This is a genomic window from Cellulosimicrobium funkei (assembly GCF_001019615.1).
Taxonomy (GTDB): domain Bacteria; phylum Actinomycetota; class Actinomycetes; order Actinomycetales; family Cellulomonadaceae; genus Cellulosimicrobium; species Cellulosimicrobium cellulans_E.
The window spans coordinates 56,115-75,385 of the sequence record NZ_JNBQ01000003.1 but is presented as its reverse complement, the minus strand read 5'-3'; the positions used below and the strand labels follow the sequence as shown (position 1 = coordinate 75,385).

Sequence of the window (19,271 nt, the reverse complement as noted above, 5' to 3'; positions counted from 1 at the left end):
TCTGCTGTCAGCGCGTGCCGGTCAGCCGCAGGTGGTCGCGTCGTACGGCGCGACGACCTCCGTGGAGACCTGCTCGCCGTCGACCGTGGCCGACGCGGTGACGGTCGCCTCGCCCGCCTCGACGGACGTGCCGCGCACCGCGAACGACTGGTACGCGTTCGCCCCCGGGGCCACGGCGGAGAACGCCTTGGTCCCGAACGGCGTGGCGAGCGTGACGTCCACCGGGGCGTCCTCGCCGTTCGTCGCGCGCACGGCCACGTACACCGTGCCCGCGAGGCAGCGCGCCTGCGCGGTGACCGTCACGTCGAGCGTCGGCTCCCCGCCGTCGGACGGCGGCGCGAGGGCGAGCGCGGGCACGACCTCCTTGCCCGTCGCCGCGCTCTCCCAGCCCAGGACCGCGCGCGCGTTGCCCGCGTTCTGGTAGGTCTCGAAGCGCACGGCGTACGACCGGCCGGCTTCCAGCGCGAGCACGCGGGACGCGGCCTCGCGCGACCCGTCGACCCAGCGGTCGACCAGCAGCTCGTCGTCGAGCCAGAGCCGCCCACCGTCGTCGACGCGCACCCACAGCGTGTAGTCGCCGCCGACCTCGGGCGTGAGAGTCCCCGTCCACCGGACCGCGGCGCCTTCGGTCCGGCCCGCGCGATCGGCGAGCCAGGGCAAGAAGCGAGGGAAGTCGACGGTCCGGTCGACGACGGTGGTCCGCAGGTCCTCGAACACCCACGCCGGGCCCTCCGACGCGAAGTACTCACCCCGCAGGCCCGCGCCGACGACGTCGACCTGGGCGCTCGCCGAGGTCGCCGCCCCGTCCAGCAGCGTGTCGGCCACGAGCTCGCCGCGGGCGGCGCTACCGGGAGCCCGCACGACCTCCCACGCGACCGTCACCTGCTCGCCCGCGGCGAGCGTCCCGAGGTTCCGCGCTGGTTCGACGACCTCCCAGCCGACCGGCGCGCCGAGCCGCACCTCGGCGTCGGCGACGTCCCGAGAGGGGGTCACCGTGGCCCGGACCGTCGTGGGTCCGGTCGCTGGGACCCGGGGCGGGGTGTCGAGAGCGACCGTGCCCGTGCGCTCCGCGGGCAGCAGGTCGGCGACGTCGATCGCCGCAGCCATCGCCCGGTATCCCGCCGGCCCCGGGTGCAGCCCGTCGCCGGAGTCGTAGTCGGGACGCAACCGGGTCGGGTCCGCAGGGTCGCGTACGGCGACGTCGAGGTCGACGACGGCGTCGAGCACCGTCGTCGTGCGGATCCATCCGTTGACCGCCTGCCGCACGGCCTCCGGCTCCGGACCGAACTGCGGCCACCCCTTGAACGGCGGAAGGGTGCCGCCCACGATCCGTACGCCGTCAGCGTGCGCCTGGTCGGCGAGGTCCGTCAGCGCATCAATCACCCGCCGGGTGGTGACCTCGTCGTCCTCGGGCTCCTGCGCAGCCCGCCAGACGTCGTTGATGCCGAGAAGCACCAGGATCGTCGTCGGGTCGTGCGCGAGCGCGTCGCGAGCGAAGCGGTTCGGGCCCGCCAGCCCGCTGTCCACCTGGTCGACGAGCAGGCGGTTGCCGCCGATCCCGGCGTTGACGACGCCGAGGCGCGCGGCCGGCGGGTAGGCGTCCATGCGGGCCGCGAGCCGGTCCACCCACCGGTCGTTGCCCGCGAAGGTCGAGCCCGAGCCGTCGGTGATCGAGTCGCCGAACGCCACGAGCGTCCCTGCTGCGCCCGAGCCGGCGACCTCCACCGCGGACACGACGTACCCGGACGAGCTGCTGTTCGTGAACGGTGCGGCGTCGGTGGTCCCGGCCTGGTCCGGGCCTGTCGCCCAGTACGACGTGTGGTGCGCCGCGGCGTGCACGCCGATGCGCGTACCTGCCTGCGGCAGGTAGGTCGAGACCTGAAGGTCGGTGCCGTGCTCGACGTCGAGCACGACCGCGTCGGAGCGCACGACCTCGCCGACGGGCACGGTCACGGACGCCTGCCCGCCGAACGTCACTTCCCGGACCGACCCGGGCAGCGCGCCCGCGCCGTTCGGGGAGGACGGCAGCGACACCGTCGTACGCCCGACGACGAGCGGGATCTCGCCCACCGCGTTCGACACGGTGACGCGCACCGCGGACCCCTCGATGCTCAGGTGCGCCGTGCTCCGGATCGTGCACGGGGCGCACGAACCCCCGGACCGCGCGAGGGCGGTGCCCCACGCCCCGACCCACCCCGCGTCCTCGGCCGCGGACGCGAGGGCACGCGACGAGCTCTCGTGCGCCGCGACGGCGGCACCTGACGGCGCCCCGGCCAGCGCGAGCAGCGCGGCGACGAGCGCCCCCGCGATCCGCCGGACGCGGACCTTCTTGCGTCCCGTGCGTCCGTCGCCCGTCCTACCGTGCACGTCCATGGCGGTCCTCCTCGTCGAGCCAGCCACGCGCCCGTCGTGGCGGGGCGTCCCTCGCGAAACTGTCAGAGGGTGTCGCCCGACACCAGGAGGTGCCAGAAGTTGCCGCGATCCGGTTCACGGCATCGTCGGCTGCGAGCACGACGAGCCCGGGGTCGCTCCCCGCCCCGACGTGCGGGCGAGGAGCGACCCCGGGCTCGGCGGTACCGGTCAGCCGCAGGTGGTCGCGTCGTACGGCGCGACGACCTCCGTGGAGACCTGCTCGCCGTCGACCGTGGCCGACGCGGTGACGGTCGCCTCGCCCGCCTCGACGGACGTGCCGCGCACCGCGAACGACTGGTACGCGTTCGCCCCCGGGGCCACGGCGGAGAACGCCTTGGTCCCGAACGGCGTGGCGAGCGTGACGTCTACGGGGACGTCCTCTCCGTTCGTCGCGCGCACCGCCACGTACACCTTGCCCGCGAGGCAGCGCGAGTCGGCCGTGACGGCCACGTCGAGCGTCGGCTCCTCACCGTCGTCGCCGGCGTAGACCTGGGCGACCTCGGCGTCGGACAGCGCACGGTCGAAGACGCGCACGTCGTCGATCGTGCCCGGCCAGTAGTCGACGGGGTTGCCGCTCCACTGCCCGCGCCCGATCGTCAGCGGGCCGGACGGCGTGGTGCCGCCGCACACGTCGGACTGGCCGACGAGCTCGCCGTTGACGTAGAGCTTGAGCTTCTGGTCGGCCGCGTCGCGGACGCCCACGACGTGGTACCAGTCGCCCAGCACGGGCTGCACGACGTACTCCGCGCGCGGCTCCCCCTCGTAGGAGAAGGCCCACCGGCCGCCGCCGCCGTACTGGAGGTAGAACGCGCTCGAGCCGAGCGACGAGTCCTGGCCGACGATCGTCGACCACGCGCCGCCGGGCGTCTTGTCGAGCTGCGCCCACGCCGAGATCGTGTACGAGCCGGTCGTGTCGACGACGGGCCCCTCGGTCGTGAACGACTGGTTCGTGCCGTTGAGCTTGATCGCGGACCCGCGGTCGCCGTGACCGGCGACCCAGGTGCCCGTGCCCGTCGCCGCGTGGTCGCCCACGCCGTCGGCCGCCGTGGTGCCCTGGCCCTCGTCGAACGACCAGCGGCCCGTGCCGGTCAGCCCCGGGGTGCCCGGGTCGACGGGCGCGGAGCCCTGCTTCGCCGCCGCGACGACCCGCTCGTTGACGTCCTTGACGCGCGCGGCGTCCATCTTGAGCACGCGGCGGTCGTACGTCCAGAAGCCGTTGAGCTCGTTCTCGACGTCGGAGATCTCCGTGTACACCGAGCCGGACAGGTAGCACTGCGCCGGCCGCACGAGCTTCTCCGTGTTCTGCACGTACGCGTCGGTCAGCGCCTCGCTGTTCGCGACGCCGCCGTACGGGTTGGCGGACACGCCCGGCCACATGTGGCCCGGAACGCTCATCGAGAAGCCGCCGTGCTCGCCGTCGATCGCGGCGCGCGTGGCGTCCGGCTTCGGCAGGGCCGGGCCGGTGTACTGGTGCCAGTCGATGATGTCGCCCGTCTTGGAGTCACCCTTGGACGCGCAGCAGTTGTAGCCGGAGTGCGTGTTGAGGATGCGGCTCGGGTCGTACTCGTCGATCACGTTGCCGATCCGCGCCGTGTCGGCGAGGTTCCACTCGCCCCAGCCCTCGTTGAAGGTGACCCACCCGACGATCGACGGCACCGAGCGGTGCTGGTCGATGATGTCCTTCATCTCCTGCTCCCAGAAGACGCGGGACGCCGGGTTCGTGTCGCCGTTGTTGAACCAGCCGCTGGGGATGTCCTGCCAGACCATGAGGCCCAGCGTGTCGGCGTGGTAGTACCAGCGGGCCGGCTCGACCTTGATGTGCTTGCGCACCGTGTTGAACCCGAGGTCCTTGTGGGCCTGGAGGTCGAACACGTAGGCCTCGTCGGACGCCGGCGTGTAGATGCCGTCGGGCCAGTAGCCCTGGTCGAGCGTCGACATGAGGAACGTCTTCTCGCCGTTGAGCAGGATGCGCTGGACGCCGTCCACCTCGGCGACCTCGATCGAGCGCATGCCCGCGTAGGAGGCCACCGTGTCGGTAGAGCCGCCGTCGGTGAGCGTGACGTCGACGTCGTAGAGGTACGGGTCCTCGGGCGACCACAGGTGCGCGTCCGGGATCTCGACCGCGAGCAGCTCGTTCGCGGCGCCGGTGACGGTACCGACCTCGGCACCCTCGGCGTCCCGCACGACGGCGGTCACCTCGGCGTCGTCGGACGCGGAGGCCGACTGCGCGGTCACCGCGAGCACGCCCGCCTCGACGTCGGGCGTCGTGACGACGGCGTCGATCGCCGCGGTCGGGACCGGCTCCATCCACACCGTCTGCCAGATGCCCGACGTCGGGGTGTAGAAGATGCCGCCCGGGTTGAGCGTCTGCTTGCCGACGGCCTGGTTGCTGCCGTCCGTCGTGTCGACGGCGCGCACCACGAGCTCCTGCTCGGTGCCCTCGACGAGCGCGTCGGTGACGTCCACGGAGAACGACTCGTACCCGCCGCGGTGGGTGCCGACCTCGGTGCCGTTGACGTACACGGTGGCGACGTAGTCGACCGCGCCGAAGTTGACGCGCAGCCGGTTGTCGCTCCCGACCGCCCAGTCCTGCGGCACCTCGAACGTGCGGCGGTAGAACATGTCGTCCTCGCGGCGCTCGATGCCGGACAGCGCGGACTCGACCGCGTACGGGACGACGATCTCCTCGTCGAGGTCGCGGCCGCTCGGCACGGCGTCGTCGGACTCCGCCGCCTCGAACTGCCAGACGCCGTTGAGGTTCTGCCACGCGTCGCGCGTGAGCTGCGGGCGCGGGTACTCCGGCAGGGGGTTGGTGGGGTCGAAGTCGTCTGCCCACGGGGTCTGGATCCGGAACTCGGACCCGTTGGTGACCGGCAGGTTGAGCGAGCCGACCTTCTCCCCGCCGACGGTGAGGTCGCCCTCGCCGTCGTAGACCAGGCGGGCGGTCGACGCACGGTCCACGGGCTCGGCGAGCGTGATGCCCAGGACGTCGCCCTGCGCCGCGACCTGCGCGACGGGCCACGCGAGCTGGTCCACCTGGACCTTGAGGTGGTCGACGAGGCTCTCGTCGACACCGCCCGCTGCGCCCTGGAACGTCACGTTGAGGCTCGTACCGTCGCTCTCGAGCGCGGCCTGGGCGGGGAAGACGACGAAGTCGTCGGGGTAGGTGAACGCGTCGGTCGGCACGATCTCACGTTGCTGCGAGGGGCTCTGCCACCGCAACCGGAGGTGCGCGCCACCCGTGTTCTGGAACATCTCCATGCGGAACGAGTACTCCTGGCCCGCCTGGAGCTGGACCGGGGCGGAGGTCTGCTCGACGTCCCAGTCGTCGACCCAGTGGTCGATGACGAGCTTGTCGTCGATCCACAGCCGGAAGCCGTTGTCGCCGATCGCGGAGAACGTGTACGCCTCGCTGAAGTCGGGCGTGATCTTGCCCGTCCAACGCGCGGACGTGCGCTCGCCACGGCCGGTGAGGTCGGCGAACGTCGGGACCAGGTTGGGGAACTCGATCCGCTGGTCGGGGATCGTGGCCTTGAGATCCGTGAGCGGCCAGCCGGGGCCGCCGGACAGGAAGTACTCGCCCTTGAGGCCGTTGTCGAGCGCGAGGTCCTGGGCCGCCACGTCCTGCGCGCCCGCCTCGTCCGTGGTCGTGGCCGCCGGCGCCGCGGTCGCCCCGACCGCCGTCGCCACGGCCAGGGGGACCGTGAGCGCGGCGGCCAGCGCCGCCGCGACCATCCTCGCCGGTCTGCCCCGGGGGGGTGCTACCGCTGTCATGGACTGCATCCGTGCTTCCTCCTCGTCGAGTGAATCCAGGGACTGCTCCGACGCGGCGGCATACCGGGCACCCGTGTCCGGCGGTCACCCTCCTTGGCGCACCGCACGACGTCTCCCCAGAATCAAACAACTTCCACCAGAAAAAAACAACAGGTAACAGCACACCACATCGTCGGGAGGCGGTGGTCAGAAGAAGACGAGGCCCGCGACATAGCTGGCCGCCATGGTGCCGAGCCCGACGACGAGCGTGCGCGCGAGCATCCGGAGGGCCGAGATCCGGCCCACCCCCGCAGCGACGAGCGACGTCAGCGCGAGCGAGACCACGACCGCCACGAGGATCGCGCTCGTCTCGATCGCCACCGGTGCGAGGAACGTGATCGCGAGCGGGATCGCCGCGCCGACCATGAAGGCGAGCGCGGTCTCGAGCCCGCCGTACGCGGGTGCCGACCGCGTCATGATCTCCTCGAGGCCGTGCTCGGAGTCGAGCTGGGCGCCGAGCGCGTCCCGCTCGCTGAGCTGGACGGCGACCTCGCGCGCGAGCTCCGGTGACAGCCCACGCCCCTCCCAGTACGCGGTGAGCTCGTCGAGCTCGGCCTGCGGGTCGGCGTCGAGCTCGGCGCGCTCGTCCGCCGCGATGCGGAGCTGCTCCTCGCGCTCCGCCGCGACCTCCGCCCACTTCGCGCCGCCCGCGCTCAGCCCGCCGGCGATGAGCGCGGCCACGGCCGCGAACAGGAGCAGGCGGTCGCCCGCGCCGGCGCCGGCGAAGCCCTGGAGCAGACCCGCGGTCGAGATGATGCCGTCGTTCGCGTCGATCGCCCACGACGTCTCGCGCACCCGCGCGAGCACGCGCTCCCGGAGCGTGGCGCTCACGCCGACCTCCCTCCGCCGGTGACCCGGATGGCAGGGCAGCGGGCAGGGGTCAGCGGTGGATGAGGGACGTCCAGTCGGACGGCACCCGGTCGGCCGGTGCGGGCGAGCCCTGCTCCGGCGGGCGCGAGAGCGGCGCGGCGAGGTGCGGGCCGTCGAGCACCTGCGACGTCTCGTAGTCCCAGTACCAGTCCTCGCCGGGCTCGAACGAGCGCATGAGCCGGTGACCGGTCTCCTGGAAGTGCGCCGTCGCGTGCTGGGCCGGCGACGTGTCGCAGCACCCCACGTGGCCGCACGTCGCGCAGCGGCGCAGGTGGACCCACCACCCGCCGGCCGCGTCGCACTCGGCGCAGCCCGTCCCGCTGGGCGGGACCGCCGGGTCGACGGCGGCCCAGAGCTGCGCGCCCAGGCTCTCGTCGAGCCCGTCCCCCGTGACGCTCACCGGCGGCTCACCGGGTCCCGACGGCGGAGGGCCGCACGACGGGGGCCCACGACTCGGGGTCGAGCGCCGGTGCGGGCTCGGCGTCGTCCCAGGCCCGGCAGTCGTCGATCGTCGCGGCGAGCAGCGCGCGCAGGCGCTCGTCCGGGTCCGGCACGCACGCCTCGGCGATGCCCTGCACCGCCGCGGAGATGATGCTCGGCGCGGCGTCGCGCACGAACCGGCTCGGCCGCAGCCGTGCACCCTCGCAGAACCGCTGCGCCCAGCGCGCCGTGCGCGGGCAGCTCGCGAGCGCGTCCGCCGACTCGGCGCTCAGCGTGCCTGCCGGGCGGTCGTCGAGGACGTCGAGCATCTTCTCCGCCCCGATGATCGCGACGGCGAGCGTCTGCTGCCGGTCCGCCGGGGCGATCGGCAGCGCGGCCACCGCGGCGCGCAGCGCGATGCGCACGTCCCAGTGCGGGTCGTCGCTCGTCAGCCCGATGACGGACGGGATGAGCGGCGCGAGCTTGGGGCGCTCCGGGTCGACCGTGAGGTCGTTCACCGCGCGCGCGAGCATCGCGAGCAGCGGGTGCGTGCACCGTGGATGGTCGCTCCACCGCTCCCCAGCGAGGTAGGACGCGAGCTCCATGAAGCACGCACCCTTCTTCGGGTTGCGGTGCTTGCCACGGCCCAGCATCGGCAGCATGTCGTAGGTGTCGGTCACGAGGTCACCCCCAGGCGGGTCCGGTCCTCCGTCCAGTCTGCGCCGGGCCCCGGCCGTTGGCAACGGGAGGAGTGACCCCGGTCACGTCCGGCGGACGGGACGGCTCAGAAGATCTCCGCGGTGTGCGCGGTCGGTGACCACGACCAGGCCGCCGACGCGGCGGCGACCGCGCCGGGCGTGTGCTCGACGACGCGCCCGGCCAGCGCGAGGACGTGCAGCGGCGTGGCGCCCAGGTGGGCCGCTCCCAGGTCGCCGACTTCCAGCGAGAGGTCGGGCCGCGCGTCGGTCCGGCGCACGACGGCGGTGCCGCCCGCCTCGCCGATGACGACGTGCCACCGCCCGGCGTTGGCGGGGACCACGTCGTCGGTGACCTCGAGGACGACGTCGACGGGCGCGGCGAAGGCACGCGCGGCCAGCGCGCGCTCGACGTCGACGACCCGGACCCACAGGGCCTCGTCGAGGCGCGCGTGCATCCGCCGGTGGTCGGCGAGCAGGTGGGCCAGCGGGTCCGGCACGGGGCGCGACTCGCACGTCAGCGTGCTCGTGAGGTCGAGGTCGAGCAGGTAGCGCCAGAGCTGGGCGTGGGTGGCCGGGTCCGTGGCGCTCACCTCCTGGACGGCGACGACGCCTGCCGGTACCAGCCCGGGCTTCCCCTCGCGGACCCGGTACGCCGCGTACCCGGTGGGCCCGTCGGGGCCGACCGCGACGACGATCTCGGCCGGCGCCCTTCCGTCGCCACCACCGAGGAGGAAATGCCAGCGGTCCGCGTCGCGCGCGAGCGTCCCGGGCCGCGAGCCCAGCAGGTCGTCGTGGACGGCGGCCAGGTGCGGCAGGGCGTCGTCCAGGGACCTCAGGTGCAGGCGGGCCGACGACCGTGCCGCGAGGTCCCGCGCGTGCGGCGTGAACGCGGCGCGCGAGAGGTCGACCTCGATGGGCTGGCGCCACGACGCGATCCCGTAGCCGTAGCGTCCGTACACGCCCGCCTCCGTCGCCCAGAGCGCGGCCACGGCCTCGCCCCCGGCCGCGAGGTCGACGAGCTGGCGGCGCATCATCGCCGTCATGACCCCGCGACGGCGGTGCGTCGGGGCGACGGTCACCATCCACACTCCCGCGACGGGCAGCAGACCCCCGCCGGGCATCGTCATCCGCAGCGAGTAGGCGCTCGCGGTCCCGACGACCTCGCTGCGCGGGCCGTCGACGGCGACGAGCGTGCGGTCGGCCTCGATCGACCGGCCGGTGAAGACGTCGTCGGCGGTGTCCTGCCGGTACCCCCACCCGAAGGCCCGCCACACCACGTCCAGGGCCGGGTCGCGGTCCTCCTGCCTCAGCGGACGGACGTCGAACGAGGAGGGCGCGAGGGTCGTCATGCCCCGGTGATAGTCCCCACGGGTCGATGCCGTCCACCGGATTTCGGGCGCGAGCGTCGACGGGCGGTCCGGGTGCCTTAGTCGCGACGACCCACCTCAGACGCCTCAGGGTCCCGGGCGGGCACCGCCTAAGGCACCCTCCCCCGAACCGTGCGCGGTCGTCCGATGCGACGGCCCGGTGCTCAGGACGAACGTGAGTGTCGGACAGGCAGGGTGCCTGCAGAGACGGGGACGACCATGAGCGCACAGTTCGATCCGACCTTCGAGGCGGATCTCACCTACCGCACGCAGCGACTGCGTGACGACTTCCGGCACGACGAGCCCTCGCTGCTGCACTGGTGGCGGGGACGCCGTCAGCGCCACGACCGCCCGGCGCGGTGACCGCGCCGCCCGACGCCGTCGACGAGAACCCTCTCGTCGGCGGCGTCGTCGTGTCCGGCGCGGTCTCCCGTGGTCTATCCGCTGGTCACGTGTCGGTGCACGCTGCGAGGATGGGAGCCGTGCCACGCCCCTCCTCGCGCGCGCCCTTCGTGGCCCGCGCCGCCGAGCTCGACGCGCTCTCCGCGGCGGTCGAGCGCGCGCGCCGGGGCGAGCCCGGGGTGGTGCTCGTGGGCGCCGACGCCGGGGTCGGCAAGACCCGCCTCCTCACGCGCGCGGCCGAGCTGGCCGCCGGGAGCGGCGCGACCGTCGTCTGGAGCCACTGCGTCGACCTGGGCGAGGTCGGCCTCCCCTACCTCCCCTTCTCCGAGGCGCTGACGACGCTGCGCAGCCAGCACCCCGCGGTCGACGAGACCGTGGCCGCACGGCCCGCGCTCGCGCGCCTGCTCGACGCCGGCACGCCGGCGGACGACGAGCAGAGCCAGGGCGAACGCCTCCAGCTCTTCGAGAGCGTCGCGGCCGCGCTCGCCGCGTCGGGGACGGCCGAGGCCCCGCTCGTGCTCGTCGTCGAGGACCTGCACTGGGCGGACCCGTCGAGCCGCGACGTCCTGCGCTTCGTGGTCGCGCGCCTGCGGGCGGAGCACGTGCTCGTCGTCGCGAGCTACCGCGCGGACGACCTGCACCGCCGCCACCCTCTGCGCCCCGTGCTCGCGGAGCTGCTGCGCCACCCGCGCGTCGAGCACGTGCAGCTCTCCCCCTTCACCGAGGGCGAGCTGCGCGAGTTCACCACCGCGCTCGCGGGCGCTCCCCTGCTGCCCGACGCGTTCGAGTCCGTCCGGACGCGCTCCGAGGGCAACGCGTACTTCGCCGAGGAGCTCGTCGAGTCGGGCCTCGACGACGAGCTGCCCTGGTCCCTCGCGGACGTCCTGCGCGCCCGCCTCGAGGTGCTCGACCCGGCCGTGCAGCACCTCGTCCGGGTCGCGTCGGTGTCCGGGCGGCAGGTGAGCGAGCCGCTCCTGCGCGCCGCGCTCGCACGGGACGCCGCCGACGGCGAGACGGCCACCGGGCGCTCGTTCGACGCGGCGCTGCGCGAGGCGATCGCGCACCACGTCCTCGCGGTCGAGGGCGACGGCGCGCGCGACACGGTCGTGTTCCGTCACGCGCTGCTCGCCGAGGCGGTCGCGTCCGACCTGCTGCCGGGCGAGCGCGTGGGCGTGCACCGCGCGTACCTCGCCGCGCTCGACGACGACCCCGCGCTCGGCTCCCCCGCGCTGCGCGCGCACCACGCGCTCGCCGCGCACGACCTCCCGGCCGCTCTGACGGCGTCGCGCGCCGCCGCCCGCAAGGCCGCGCGCGTGCTCGCGCCCGCGGAGGAGCTGCGGCACCTCGAGCAGGTGCTCGCGCTGTGGCAGGCGGTGCCCGACGCCGCGTCCCTCCTGAACGAGGACCGCGTCACCGTCGCGCTCGCCGCGGCAGGGGCGGCGAGCCGCGCGGGCGAGCCGGACCGCGCGGTCGCGCTCGCCCGCAAGGTCGTCGAGGGCACGGCGAGCGACCCGATGCGCCAGGCGTCGCTGCGCCACGTGCTGTCCCGCTACCTGCTCGGCACGGAGGAGGTCGAGGAGACCCTCGCCCACACCGAGGCCGCGCTGGCCGTGCTCCCGGAGGAGCCGCCGTCGCTCGACCGCGCGTGGACGCTCGCGATGCGGGCGCGCGCCGCGATGAACGCCGACCTCGACGAGCTCGCCGCGGAGGTCGCCGCGCAGGCCCTGGACGTCGCGCACCGGCTCGACGCCCCCGACGTCGAGGCCGACGTGCTCACCACGATGGCGATCCTCGAGGTCGCGGACGACGACCGGGCCGCGGTGCTGCTCGCCCAGGCCCGGGAGCGCGCCGTCGAGGCGGGCGACATCCTCACCGAGCTCCGCTGCTGGTACAACATCGCGGCGAACCGCTACTACGCGGGTCGCATCGACGAGGCGCTGCGGGTGACGGCCGACGGCCTCGACCGGGCGCGCGCGACCGGGCTCGGCTGGAGCGCGTACGGCGTGGAGCTGCGCCTGTTCCGCGACCTCGTGCGCTACGTGCTCGGTGACCTCACGCCCACCGAGACCACGGGCGAGACCATGCCGGAGGGGTCGGCCCCGCAGCTCTCCTGCGTGCAGCTCTACGCGGCCGTGGCGCGGGGTGACGCCGACGCGCTCGCGCGCGGCACGGCCCTGCGGCGGGACTGGTTCCGGGACGGGCAGATCGCGCTCATCTCCGGTGGCTGCTCGATCGACGCCCTGACGTGGGCGGGGCGCGACGAGGAGGCGGTCGCGCTCGCCGTCGAGCTCGTGGACCACCTGGGTCGCACGTGGAGCGACTACTTCCTGGGCCGCATCTGGATCTCGGCGCTCGCGCTCGCCGCGCTCGCCGACGCCGCGGAGGCGGCACGTCTTCAGGGCGCGGCCGGTGCCGGGCAGGTCGCGGCGCTCGTCGCGCGCGGCGACGAGCTGCTGGAGGCGGCGCGCACGACGGCGGAGCGCGGCCGACCGCGCGGCGGTCGCCTCGGGCCCGAGGGTCGCGCCTGGCTCGCGCGTGCCGCGGCCGAGCACTCGCGGCTCACGGGCGAGGACGACCCGGCGCTGTGGGAGGAGACGACACGCCTCTTCGACTACGGCTACCGGTACGAGGTCGCGCGCTCACGCTTCCGCTGGGCCCAGTCCCTGCTCGGCGCGGGCGACCGCAACGCGGCCGAGATCGAGGCGGCGCAGGCGCTCGAGGAGGCCGAGGCGATGGGTGCGGCCCCGCTCGCCGACGCGGTGCGCGCGCTCGGGCGCCGCGGCCGGCTCGACCTGCCCGGGGTCCGCCGGTCCACGACGGCGGTCCTCACCGAGCGTGAGGAGGAGGTCCTGCTGCTCGTGGCCCAGGGCCTGACCAACCGGCAGATCGGCGAGCGCCTGTTCATCTCCGCGAAGACGGTGAGCGTGCACGTGTCCAACGTCCTGGCCAAGCTCGGCGCGTCCGGGCGGGCCGAGGCCGTCTCGCTCGCGCACCAGCGCGGGCTGCTCGAGGTCTGACGCGCGTGGGTTCCTCGCCCGGCACGCTCGTGCTCGTGCGTCACGGGCAGAGCACGTTCAACGCGGGCGACCGGTTCACCGGTCTCCTGGACGTGCCGCTCTCCGACGTCGGGGTCGCCGAGGCAGGGCGCGCGGCACGGCTGCTCGCCGACGCCGTCGCGCGCGAGCCCGCGCTGGCTCCGCGCCGCGTCACGACGTCCCCGCTCGTGCGCGCCTCGACGACGGCCGCGATCGTCGCCGACGCGCTGCCCGGCCCGCCCCCGCTCGCCGTCGAGTGGCGCCTCGTCGAGCGCCACTACGGCGCCTTCACGGACAAGCCGCGCGACGTCGTCCGCCGCGACTACGGCGAGGCGGCCTACTGGCGCTACCGCCGCTCGTACCTCCACCGACCGCCGCCGCTCGCGGCGGACGACCCCGCGCGCCCGCTCGTCGACGACACGCTGCTGCGCCTGCCCGACGGCGCGCGCGCCGCCCTGCGCCCGGACGCCGAGTCGCTGGCCGACGTCGTCGAGCGGCTGCGCCCCTTCTGGGCCGCGACCCGCACGGCGCTCTCCCGGGGCGAGGCGGTCCTGGTCGTCGGGCACGGCAACTCGCTGCGCGCGCTCTCCGTGCTCGTGGACGACCTCACGCCCGAGGAGGTCCAGGACCTCGACGTGCCCACCGGGCACCCGCTCGTCCACCGCTTCACGGCGGGGCCGGACGCCGCGCTCGTCCCCGAGGTCCGCGGCGGCACCTATCTCGACGCGCACGGCGCCGAGCACGCCATCACGGACCTCCGGGCCCGCGGGGGCACCTGACCAGTCGGTGGCCCCTCACCGCTCCATGAACGTCGGCAGCTCCAGGAGGTCGAGCGCGCAACGCCGCCAGGCATCGCCCTGCGGCCCCTCGCTCCACGGTCTGAGGTCGAGCGTCGTCGAGCCGTCGGGCACACCACGGCCCGCGAGGCACGCGTCGAACAGCCCGACGTCGCCCGAGGGGAGGTCGATGCCGACCGCCTCCACGCGCAGCATGTCGAGCACCGGGTCGTCCACCGGCGTGGGGTAGTCCCGGTCGACCTCCACGAGCCCGGTGGCGTCGTCGTACCGCACCGCGCACGCCAGCTCGTCCGCCTCGTCCGGCCGGAGAGCCTCGCACGTGACGGTCCACTGCGTGTTGGTGCCGTACGACATGACCCCTCGTACCTGGGCAGCGCTCTGCTCGTCCGCGTCCAGCAGGGCCGCGTACACGTCGAGGACGACGGTCGGCCCGTCGACGACCTGCGCGGTGGGGAGCTCCAGCGACGTGGCCCGGCCGCCGCTCTCGTCCGCGATGTCCGCCGTCAGACCGACGAACGTCTGTTTCAGGTCGCCGGCCACGGTGTTGCCGGGCTCGACGCCCACCACCATCGTCCGGCCGCTCTCCGGGTCGACGACGACAGCACGCCCGCCGTCGTCGATCACCGTGCCCGCGGACCGCCCGGCGCGCAGCGCGGCGAGGTCGCCGTCGTCGCCCGCACGGAGCGTGACGTCGGTCGAGAGGTGGCCCAGGTCGTTCACGACGCCGACCTCCACGAGGAACCGGTCGCCGCCGTCCCACGCGGGCAGGCCGAGGTCGAGGACGTACGTGCCGTCGTCGCGCAGGTACGTCGCGGGCTCGGAGACCGCGACGACGCCCGGCGCGACGTCGACGAGCGTGGCCTCCGCCGTGACGACCTCATACCCGGGCGACCCGGTGACGACCTCGCGCGCGAGGTCGCGGAGCCCGTCCGGGCCGCCCGCCGTCACGACGCCCGTGCCGACGAGCCCCAGCGCGACGACGCCCGCGACGCCGGCGAGCGACCGGCGCCGCTGCACGCCGCGGCGGCTGGACCGGAGGACCACGTCGAGGTCGAGCGTCGAGGGCGGGACGGCGTCGTCGGCCGTGCGCCGCAGCCGGGCGAGGAAGTCGTCCTCGGGCGGGGTGGGCGCCGGGCGTCCGTTCGCGGGGCTCATCGGGGTGTCCTTCCGGAGGTCCGGGCGGTCGGGGAGGTCTGGGTCGTCGGGGAGGTCGGGGTCGTCGGCGCGGTCGGGCCGGGAGCGGCGCCGTCGGGCGCGCCGAGCAGCTCCCGGAGACGGGCGAGGCCCCGGGAGGCCGTCGACTTCACGGTGCCGACCGGGATGCCGAGCTCGGCGGCGACCTCGCTCTCGCTGAGGTCGAGCAGGTGCCGCAGCACGACGACGCGGCGCTGCTTCATCGGGAGCGTCAGGAGCGCCCGCACGACCGCGTCGCGGTCGTCGACGTCGCCCGTCCGGTCCCCGGCGGCGGGACGGCCCGGTCGTCGGACACCCTCCGCCTGCGTGAGCTCGTCGGGCCCGGCGAGCACCTCCCGCCGCGTGCGGCGCCACGTGTCGACGCGGAGGTTGGCCAGCACGCGGCGGGCGTAGGCGAGCGGGTCGCGGTCGCGGGCCCGCGTCCACGCGCGGTACGTCCGCTCGAGCGCGTGCTGCGTGAGCTCCTCGGCCCGGTGCCGGTCCCCGCAGAGCAGGTACGCCATGCGGTGCAGGGGGTCGCGGGCGTCGCGCATGAACGCGGAGAACTCCTCGTCGCGCGTGCGCCGGGCGACGAGGTCGATCTCGACCACGGACGAGTCGTCCGGCTCGTCGGCCCCACCGTCCCGGTCGTCGTCCCGGTCAGGGTCGGCTGCGACGTCGAGCAGCAGCTCGAGCCTCCCGGTCCGTCCGACGGGGCCGGCCGAACCTGTCGCCGTCACGTCGCCGCCCCTCGCGGTCCGCGCCCGCCGTCGTGTCGTGGTGTCACGAGCGGTACACGCAGCATCCCCACGCGACGTTCCCTTCTACCCGATTTCACCCCGTCCCCGCGCCCGGCTGGCGCGGCTTGCACTGTTTGACCGGCCTCGTCCTGGTGATACTGGACCATGACCGACGCCCAGGCGATCCACGAGCTCGCGCAGGCGGGGCTCGCCGAGCCGGTGGCGGACGAGTCGTTCGACCGGTTCGCGCGCCTCGTGCGTCGGCAGCTGGGGGTGCCGTCGGCTCTGGTCACGCTGGTCCTCGACGACGAGGCGGTGCTGCCCGGCGCGCTCGGTCTGCCCGAGCCGTACCAGTCCGAGCGCCGCACGCCCCTGAGCCACACGTTCTGCCAGTTCGTCACGAGCGACGCGCGACCGCTCGTGGTCGAGGACGCACGGGTCGTCCCGCACCTCGCCTCGCTCCGCGCGGTCGACGACATCGGCGTCGTGTCCTACGCCGGCTTCCCGATCTTCGACCCGCACGGCAAGGCCGTCGGGTCGCTGTGCGCGTTCGACGGGCGGCCGCGCCCCTGGTCCGACGAGGACCTCGCGACCCTCGCCGACCTCGCGTCCGCGTGCACCTCCGAGCTGCGGCTCCGGCTCGCCCGGGCGCGGGCGAAGCGCATGCAGCGCGTCGCGCTCGCGGCCAACCGGCGGTCCCGCCTCCTGCTGGAGCTCTCCGAGTCGTTCGCCGCCGCGACCTCCGTGCGCGACGTCGCCGAGCGGCTCTCGGCGGTCGGCACGGGGATCGGCGCGCGCTACGCGGGCCTCGCCGTGCTCGACGCGAGCGGCACCCGGCTCGAGTACACGACGCTGGACCACCTGGAGCCTGGCGTCCCGGCATCGTTCCGCCGGATGCGCGTCGACGCGGAGCGGGGCGCGTCGATCGCCGCCCGCACGCGCGAGCCCCTGTTCTTCCACGACCACGCCCAGTACGCCGCGCGGCTGCCCGAGGCCGCGGCCCTCATCGCGGCCGACGACGTCGAGGCCCGCGCGTTCCTGCCGGTGCTCGCGGGTGAACGGCTGCTCGGCGTCGTCACCCTGGCCTGGGAGGCGGCGCGCGAGTTCGACGACGACGCGGTCCAGACGAAGACGGCGATCGCGTCGTACGTCGCGCACGCGCTCGACCGGGTCCGGCTCCTGGAGGAGCGCCACCGCGTCGCGACGACGCTCCAGGCGGCGATGCTCACCGAGCTCCCGTCGGTGCGCAACGCGGAGCTGGCGGCGACCTACGCGTCGGCGACCCGCACCGACCAGGTCGGCGGCGACTGGTACGACGCGGTGGTGCTCGACGACGACGCGTGCGTCCTCATGATCGGCGACGTCACCGGCCACGACATGCGGGCCGCGGCGCAGATGGGCCAGCTGCGCTCCATGCTGCGCACGTTCGCGTGGTGCCAGGACGAGCCGCCCGCCGTCCTGCTCCGGCTCCTGGACCGGGCCAACCGCGGTCTCGCGCTGCACTCCAGCGGGACGGCGGTGGTCGTGCGGCTCGACCGCACCCCGCACGGGTTCGAGGTCACGTGGTCCAACGCCGGGCACCCCGCTCCGCTCGTGCTGCGCGCCGACGGCAGCGTGGAGACCCTCGACGCGCCCGCCGACCTCATGCTCGGCGTGCTGCCGGGGACCACGCGGCACGACCACCGCGCCCACCTCGCGCACGGCGACACGCTCCTCCTCTACACCGACGGCCTCGTCGAGCGGCGCGGCACCTCGTACGCGGAGCGGCTCGCCGCCGTGCGTGCCGCCCTCGCCGAGCACACGGCCACCACGACGTCCGCGCTCCCCGACGCGCTCGTGCGCCGGCTCGTGTCCGACCAGCGCGACGACGTCGCCCTCCTCGCGCTGCGCGTGCGACACACGGTCGCGCGCCCACCCGGCCCGGGTCGGCCGTCGGTCCTGACGCGGCAGGTCGAGCACGTGTCGTCGGCGATCGGACCCGCCCGCCGCTGGGTGGACGACGTCCTCGAGAGCTGCGACGTCGCCCCGTCGGTCCGCCGCATCGCCATGCTCCTCACGAGCGAGGTGCTGACCAACGCGGTGCAGCACGGCGCGGCCCCGGTCGAGGCCGAGCTGGAGGTGGGGCACCGCGTCCTGCGCGTCGCGGTGCGGGACGGCTCGGCCGTGCTCCCCCGGCTCCGCTCCCCCCGCCCGGACGAGACGGGCGGCCGGGGCGTGCAGTTCCTCGAGCGCTGCGCGTCGCGCTGGGGCGTCGACGCCCTCGACGGCGCCCCGGGCAAGACCGTGTGGTTCGAGCTCGACCTCGACGACTGATCTCCCTCCCCTGTGCCGTGTCGGAGGGCAGCGGTAGCGTGTGTGAGATGGACCACTCCCCTGGTCCCGTGCGCGTGATCGCAGCATCTCGCGTCCACCCGCAGGCACCCCTCGCGAACGTCGAGACCATCGAGTCCTGAGAGGCAGCACCATGACCGACCTCGCCACCCCCACGAGCCTCCGCCCGGAACCCGCCGCGACCGCCCCCGCTCCCCTGCCCGCGCGCGACGACCTCGACGCGGTCCTCGCCGGCCACCGGCGGGAGCTCACGGGGTACTGCTACCGCATGCTCGGTTCCTCGTTCGAGGCGGAGGACGCCGTGCAGGAGGCGTTCCTGCGCGCGTGGCGCTCGTACGACCGGTTCGAGGGTCGCTCGTCGCTGCGCTCCTGGCTCTACCGCATCGCGACGAACGTGTGCTTCGACGCGCTCGGCGCGCGCAAGCGGCGCGAGCGCCCCATGGGCCTCGGCGGACCGCAGGCGCCGGAGGTCGAGAACCTGGGCCAGGTGCTCCCCGAGGAGACGTGGGTCGAGCCGGTCCCGGACGATCGGGTGCTGCCGCACGACGGCGACCCGGCGCAGGTCGCGGTGGGCCGCGAGACCATCCGGCTCGCGTTCGTCGCCGCGCTCCAGTTCCTGCCGCCCAAGCAGCGCGCGGTGCTCCTGCTGCGCGAGGTGCTGCGCTGGCAGGCCAGCGAGGTCGCGGAGCTGCTCGACACGTCCGTCGCGTCCGTGAACAGCGCGCTCCAGCGAGCACGCGCGACGATGGCGGCGCGGGCCCACTGGGACAGCTCGAGTCTCACGGACGACGCCGAGCCCGCACCGGTCGCGTCGAACGCCGGGCTCGGCGACGAGGAGCGGCTGCTGCTCGAGCGCTACCTCGACGCGTTCGAGCGCTACGACATGGACGCGCTCGTCGCGATCCTCCACGAGGACGCGACGCTGTCCATGCCGCCGTACCCGCTGTGGATGAAGGGGACCGCGGACATCGTCACCTGGATGACGGGACCGGGCTACGAGTGCGAGGGGTCGCGCATGGTGCCGGTGGCCGCGAACGGCACGATCGGGTTCGGCCAGTACCGGCGAGCGGCAGGCGGCGGGCACGAGCCGTGGGCGCTCCAGGTCATCGAGACCGAGGGCGGGCGGGTGACGGCGATCAACGCGTTCCTCGACACGGCCTCGTGGTTTCCGCTGTTCGGCCTCCCCGCGCGCCTCGACGACTGAGGGCGCGCG

Annotated in this window: 13 protein-coding genes; 5 read left to right on the top strand and 8 right to left on the bottom strand. The window is 74.6% G+C overall.

What is annotated here, in order from left to right:
* Positions 1–21: 21 nt before the first annotated feature.
* The 6 genes from FB00_RS20940 to FB00_RS04730 all read right to left on the bottom strand — a co-directional run bounded on the left by FB00_RS20940 (position 22) and on the right by FB00_RS04730 (position 9,562).
* Positions 22–2,373 carry a GDSL-type esterase/lipase family protein gene (locus FB00_RS20940; protein ID WP_052877445.1) on the bottom strand — a complete coding sequence of 784 codons (2,352 nt, stop codon included), beginning with the start codon at positions 2,371–2,373 and terminating at the stop codon, positions 22–24.
* A 207-nt stretch (positions 2,374–2,580) separates the two neighbouring features.
* On the bottom strand, positions 2,581–6,147 hold the full coding sequence (locus tag FB00_RS04750; RefSeq protein ID WP_082140999.1) for a LamG-like jellyroll fold domain-containing protein: 3,567 nt from the start codon (positions 6,145–6,147) through the stop codon (positions 2,581–2,583).
* Positions 6,148–6,372: 225 nt separating this feature from the next.
* Positions 6,373–7,056, bottom strand: a complete 684-nt coding sequence (locus FB00_RS04745) for a VIT1/CCC1 transporter family protein (protein ID WP_047231749.1) — start codon at positions 7,054–7,056, stop codon at positions 6,373–6,375.
* Between the two features lie 49 nt (positions 7,057–7,105).
* A complete protein-coding gene (locus tag FB00_RS04740; RefSeq protein ID WP_231581722.1) occupies positions 7,106–7,495 on the bottom strand; it encodes a UBP-type zinc finger domain-containing protein in 390 nt (129 codons plus the stop codon).
* A 7-nt stretch (positions 7,496–7,502) separates the two neighbouring features.
* Positions 7,503–8,195: a hypothetical protein gene (locus FB00_RS04735; protein WP_231581721.1), complete on the bottom strand. Its 693-nt coding sequence runs from the start codon at positions 8,193–8,195 to the stop codon at positions 7,503–7,505.
* 104 nt (positions 8,196–8,299) lie between these two features.
* Complete coding sequence (locus tag FB00_RS04730; protein WP_052877444.1) at positions 8,300–9,562, bottom strand: GNAT family N-acetyltransferase; 1,263 nt, start codon at positions 9,560–9,562, stop codon at positions 8,300–8,302.
* A gap of 237 nt (positions 9,563–9,799) precedes the next feature.
* Here FB00_RS04730 and FB00_RS21925 point away from each other — a divergent pair, with 237 nt between their 5' ends.
* The 3 genes from FB00_RS21925 (at position 9,800) to FB00_RS04720 (ending at position 13,796) form a co-directional block, all read left to right on the top strand.
* Entirely contained in the window at positions 9,800–9,943 is a 144-nt protein-coding gene (locus tag FB00_RS21925; RefSeq protein WP_156186302.1) for a hypothetical protein, read from the top strand.
* A 119-nt stretch (positions 9,944–10,062) separates the two neighbouring features.
* Entirely contained in the window at positions 10,063–12,999 is a 2,937-nt protein-coding gene (locus FB00_RS22960; RefSeq protein WP_269429992.1) for a helix-turn-helix transcriptional regulator, read from the top strand.
* 5 nt (positions 13,000–13,004) lie between these two features.
* Positions 13,005–13,796, top strand: coding sequence for a 2,3-bisphosphoglycerate-dependent phosphoglycerate mutase (locus tag FB00_RS04720; protein WP_047231748.1), 792 nt, complete (start codon positions 13,005–13,007; stop codon positions 13,794–13,796).
* Positions 13,797–13,811: 15 nt separating this feature from the next.
* Here the strand turns inward: FB00_RS04720 and FB00_RS04715 are convergent, their stop codons facing one another.
* Positions 13,812–14,969 (bottom strand): hypothetical protein, encoded by a 1,158-nt coding sequence (locus FB00_RS04715; RefSeq protein WP_047231747.1) that lies wholly within the window; start codon positions 14,967–14,969, stop codon positions 13,812–13,814.
* Positions 14,966–15,727, bottom strand: coding sequence for a SigE family RNA polymerase sigma factor (locus FB00_RS04710; RefSeq protein ID WP_331386737.1), 762 nt, complete (start codon positions 15,725–15,727; stop codon positions 14,966–14,968). The genes FB00_RS04715 and FB00_RS04710 overlap by 4 nt, the downstream gene beginning before the upstream one ends.
* A gap of 165 nt (positions 15,728–15,892) precedes the next feature.
* Between FB00_RS04710 and FB00_RS04705 the strand changes: the two genes are divergently transcribed.
* The gene (locus FB00_RS04705; RefSeq protein WP_047231746.1) at positions 15,893–18,040 is read left to right on the top strand and encodes a SpoIIE family protein phosphatase; all 2,148 of its coding nucleotides are present in this window, start codon (positions 15,893–15,895) and stop codon (positions 18,038–18,040) included.
* Positions 18,041–18,191: 151 nt separating this feature from the next.
* Complete coding sequence (locus FB00_RS04700) at positions 18,192–19,262, top strand: sigma-70 family RNA polymerase sigma factor (RefSeq protein WP_082140998.1); 1,071 nt, start codon at positions 18,192–18,194, stop codon at positions 19,260–19,262.
* Positions 19,263–19,271: the final 9 nt, after the last annotated feature.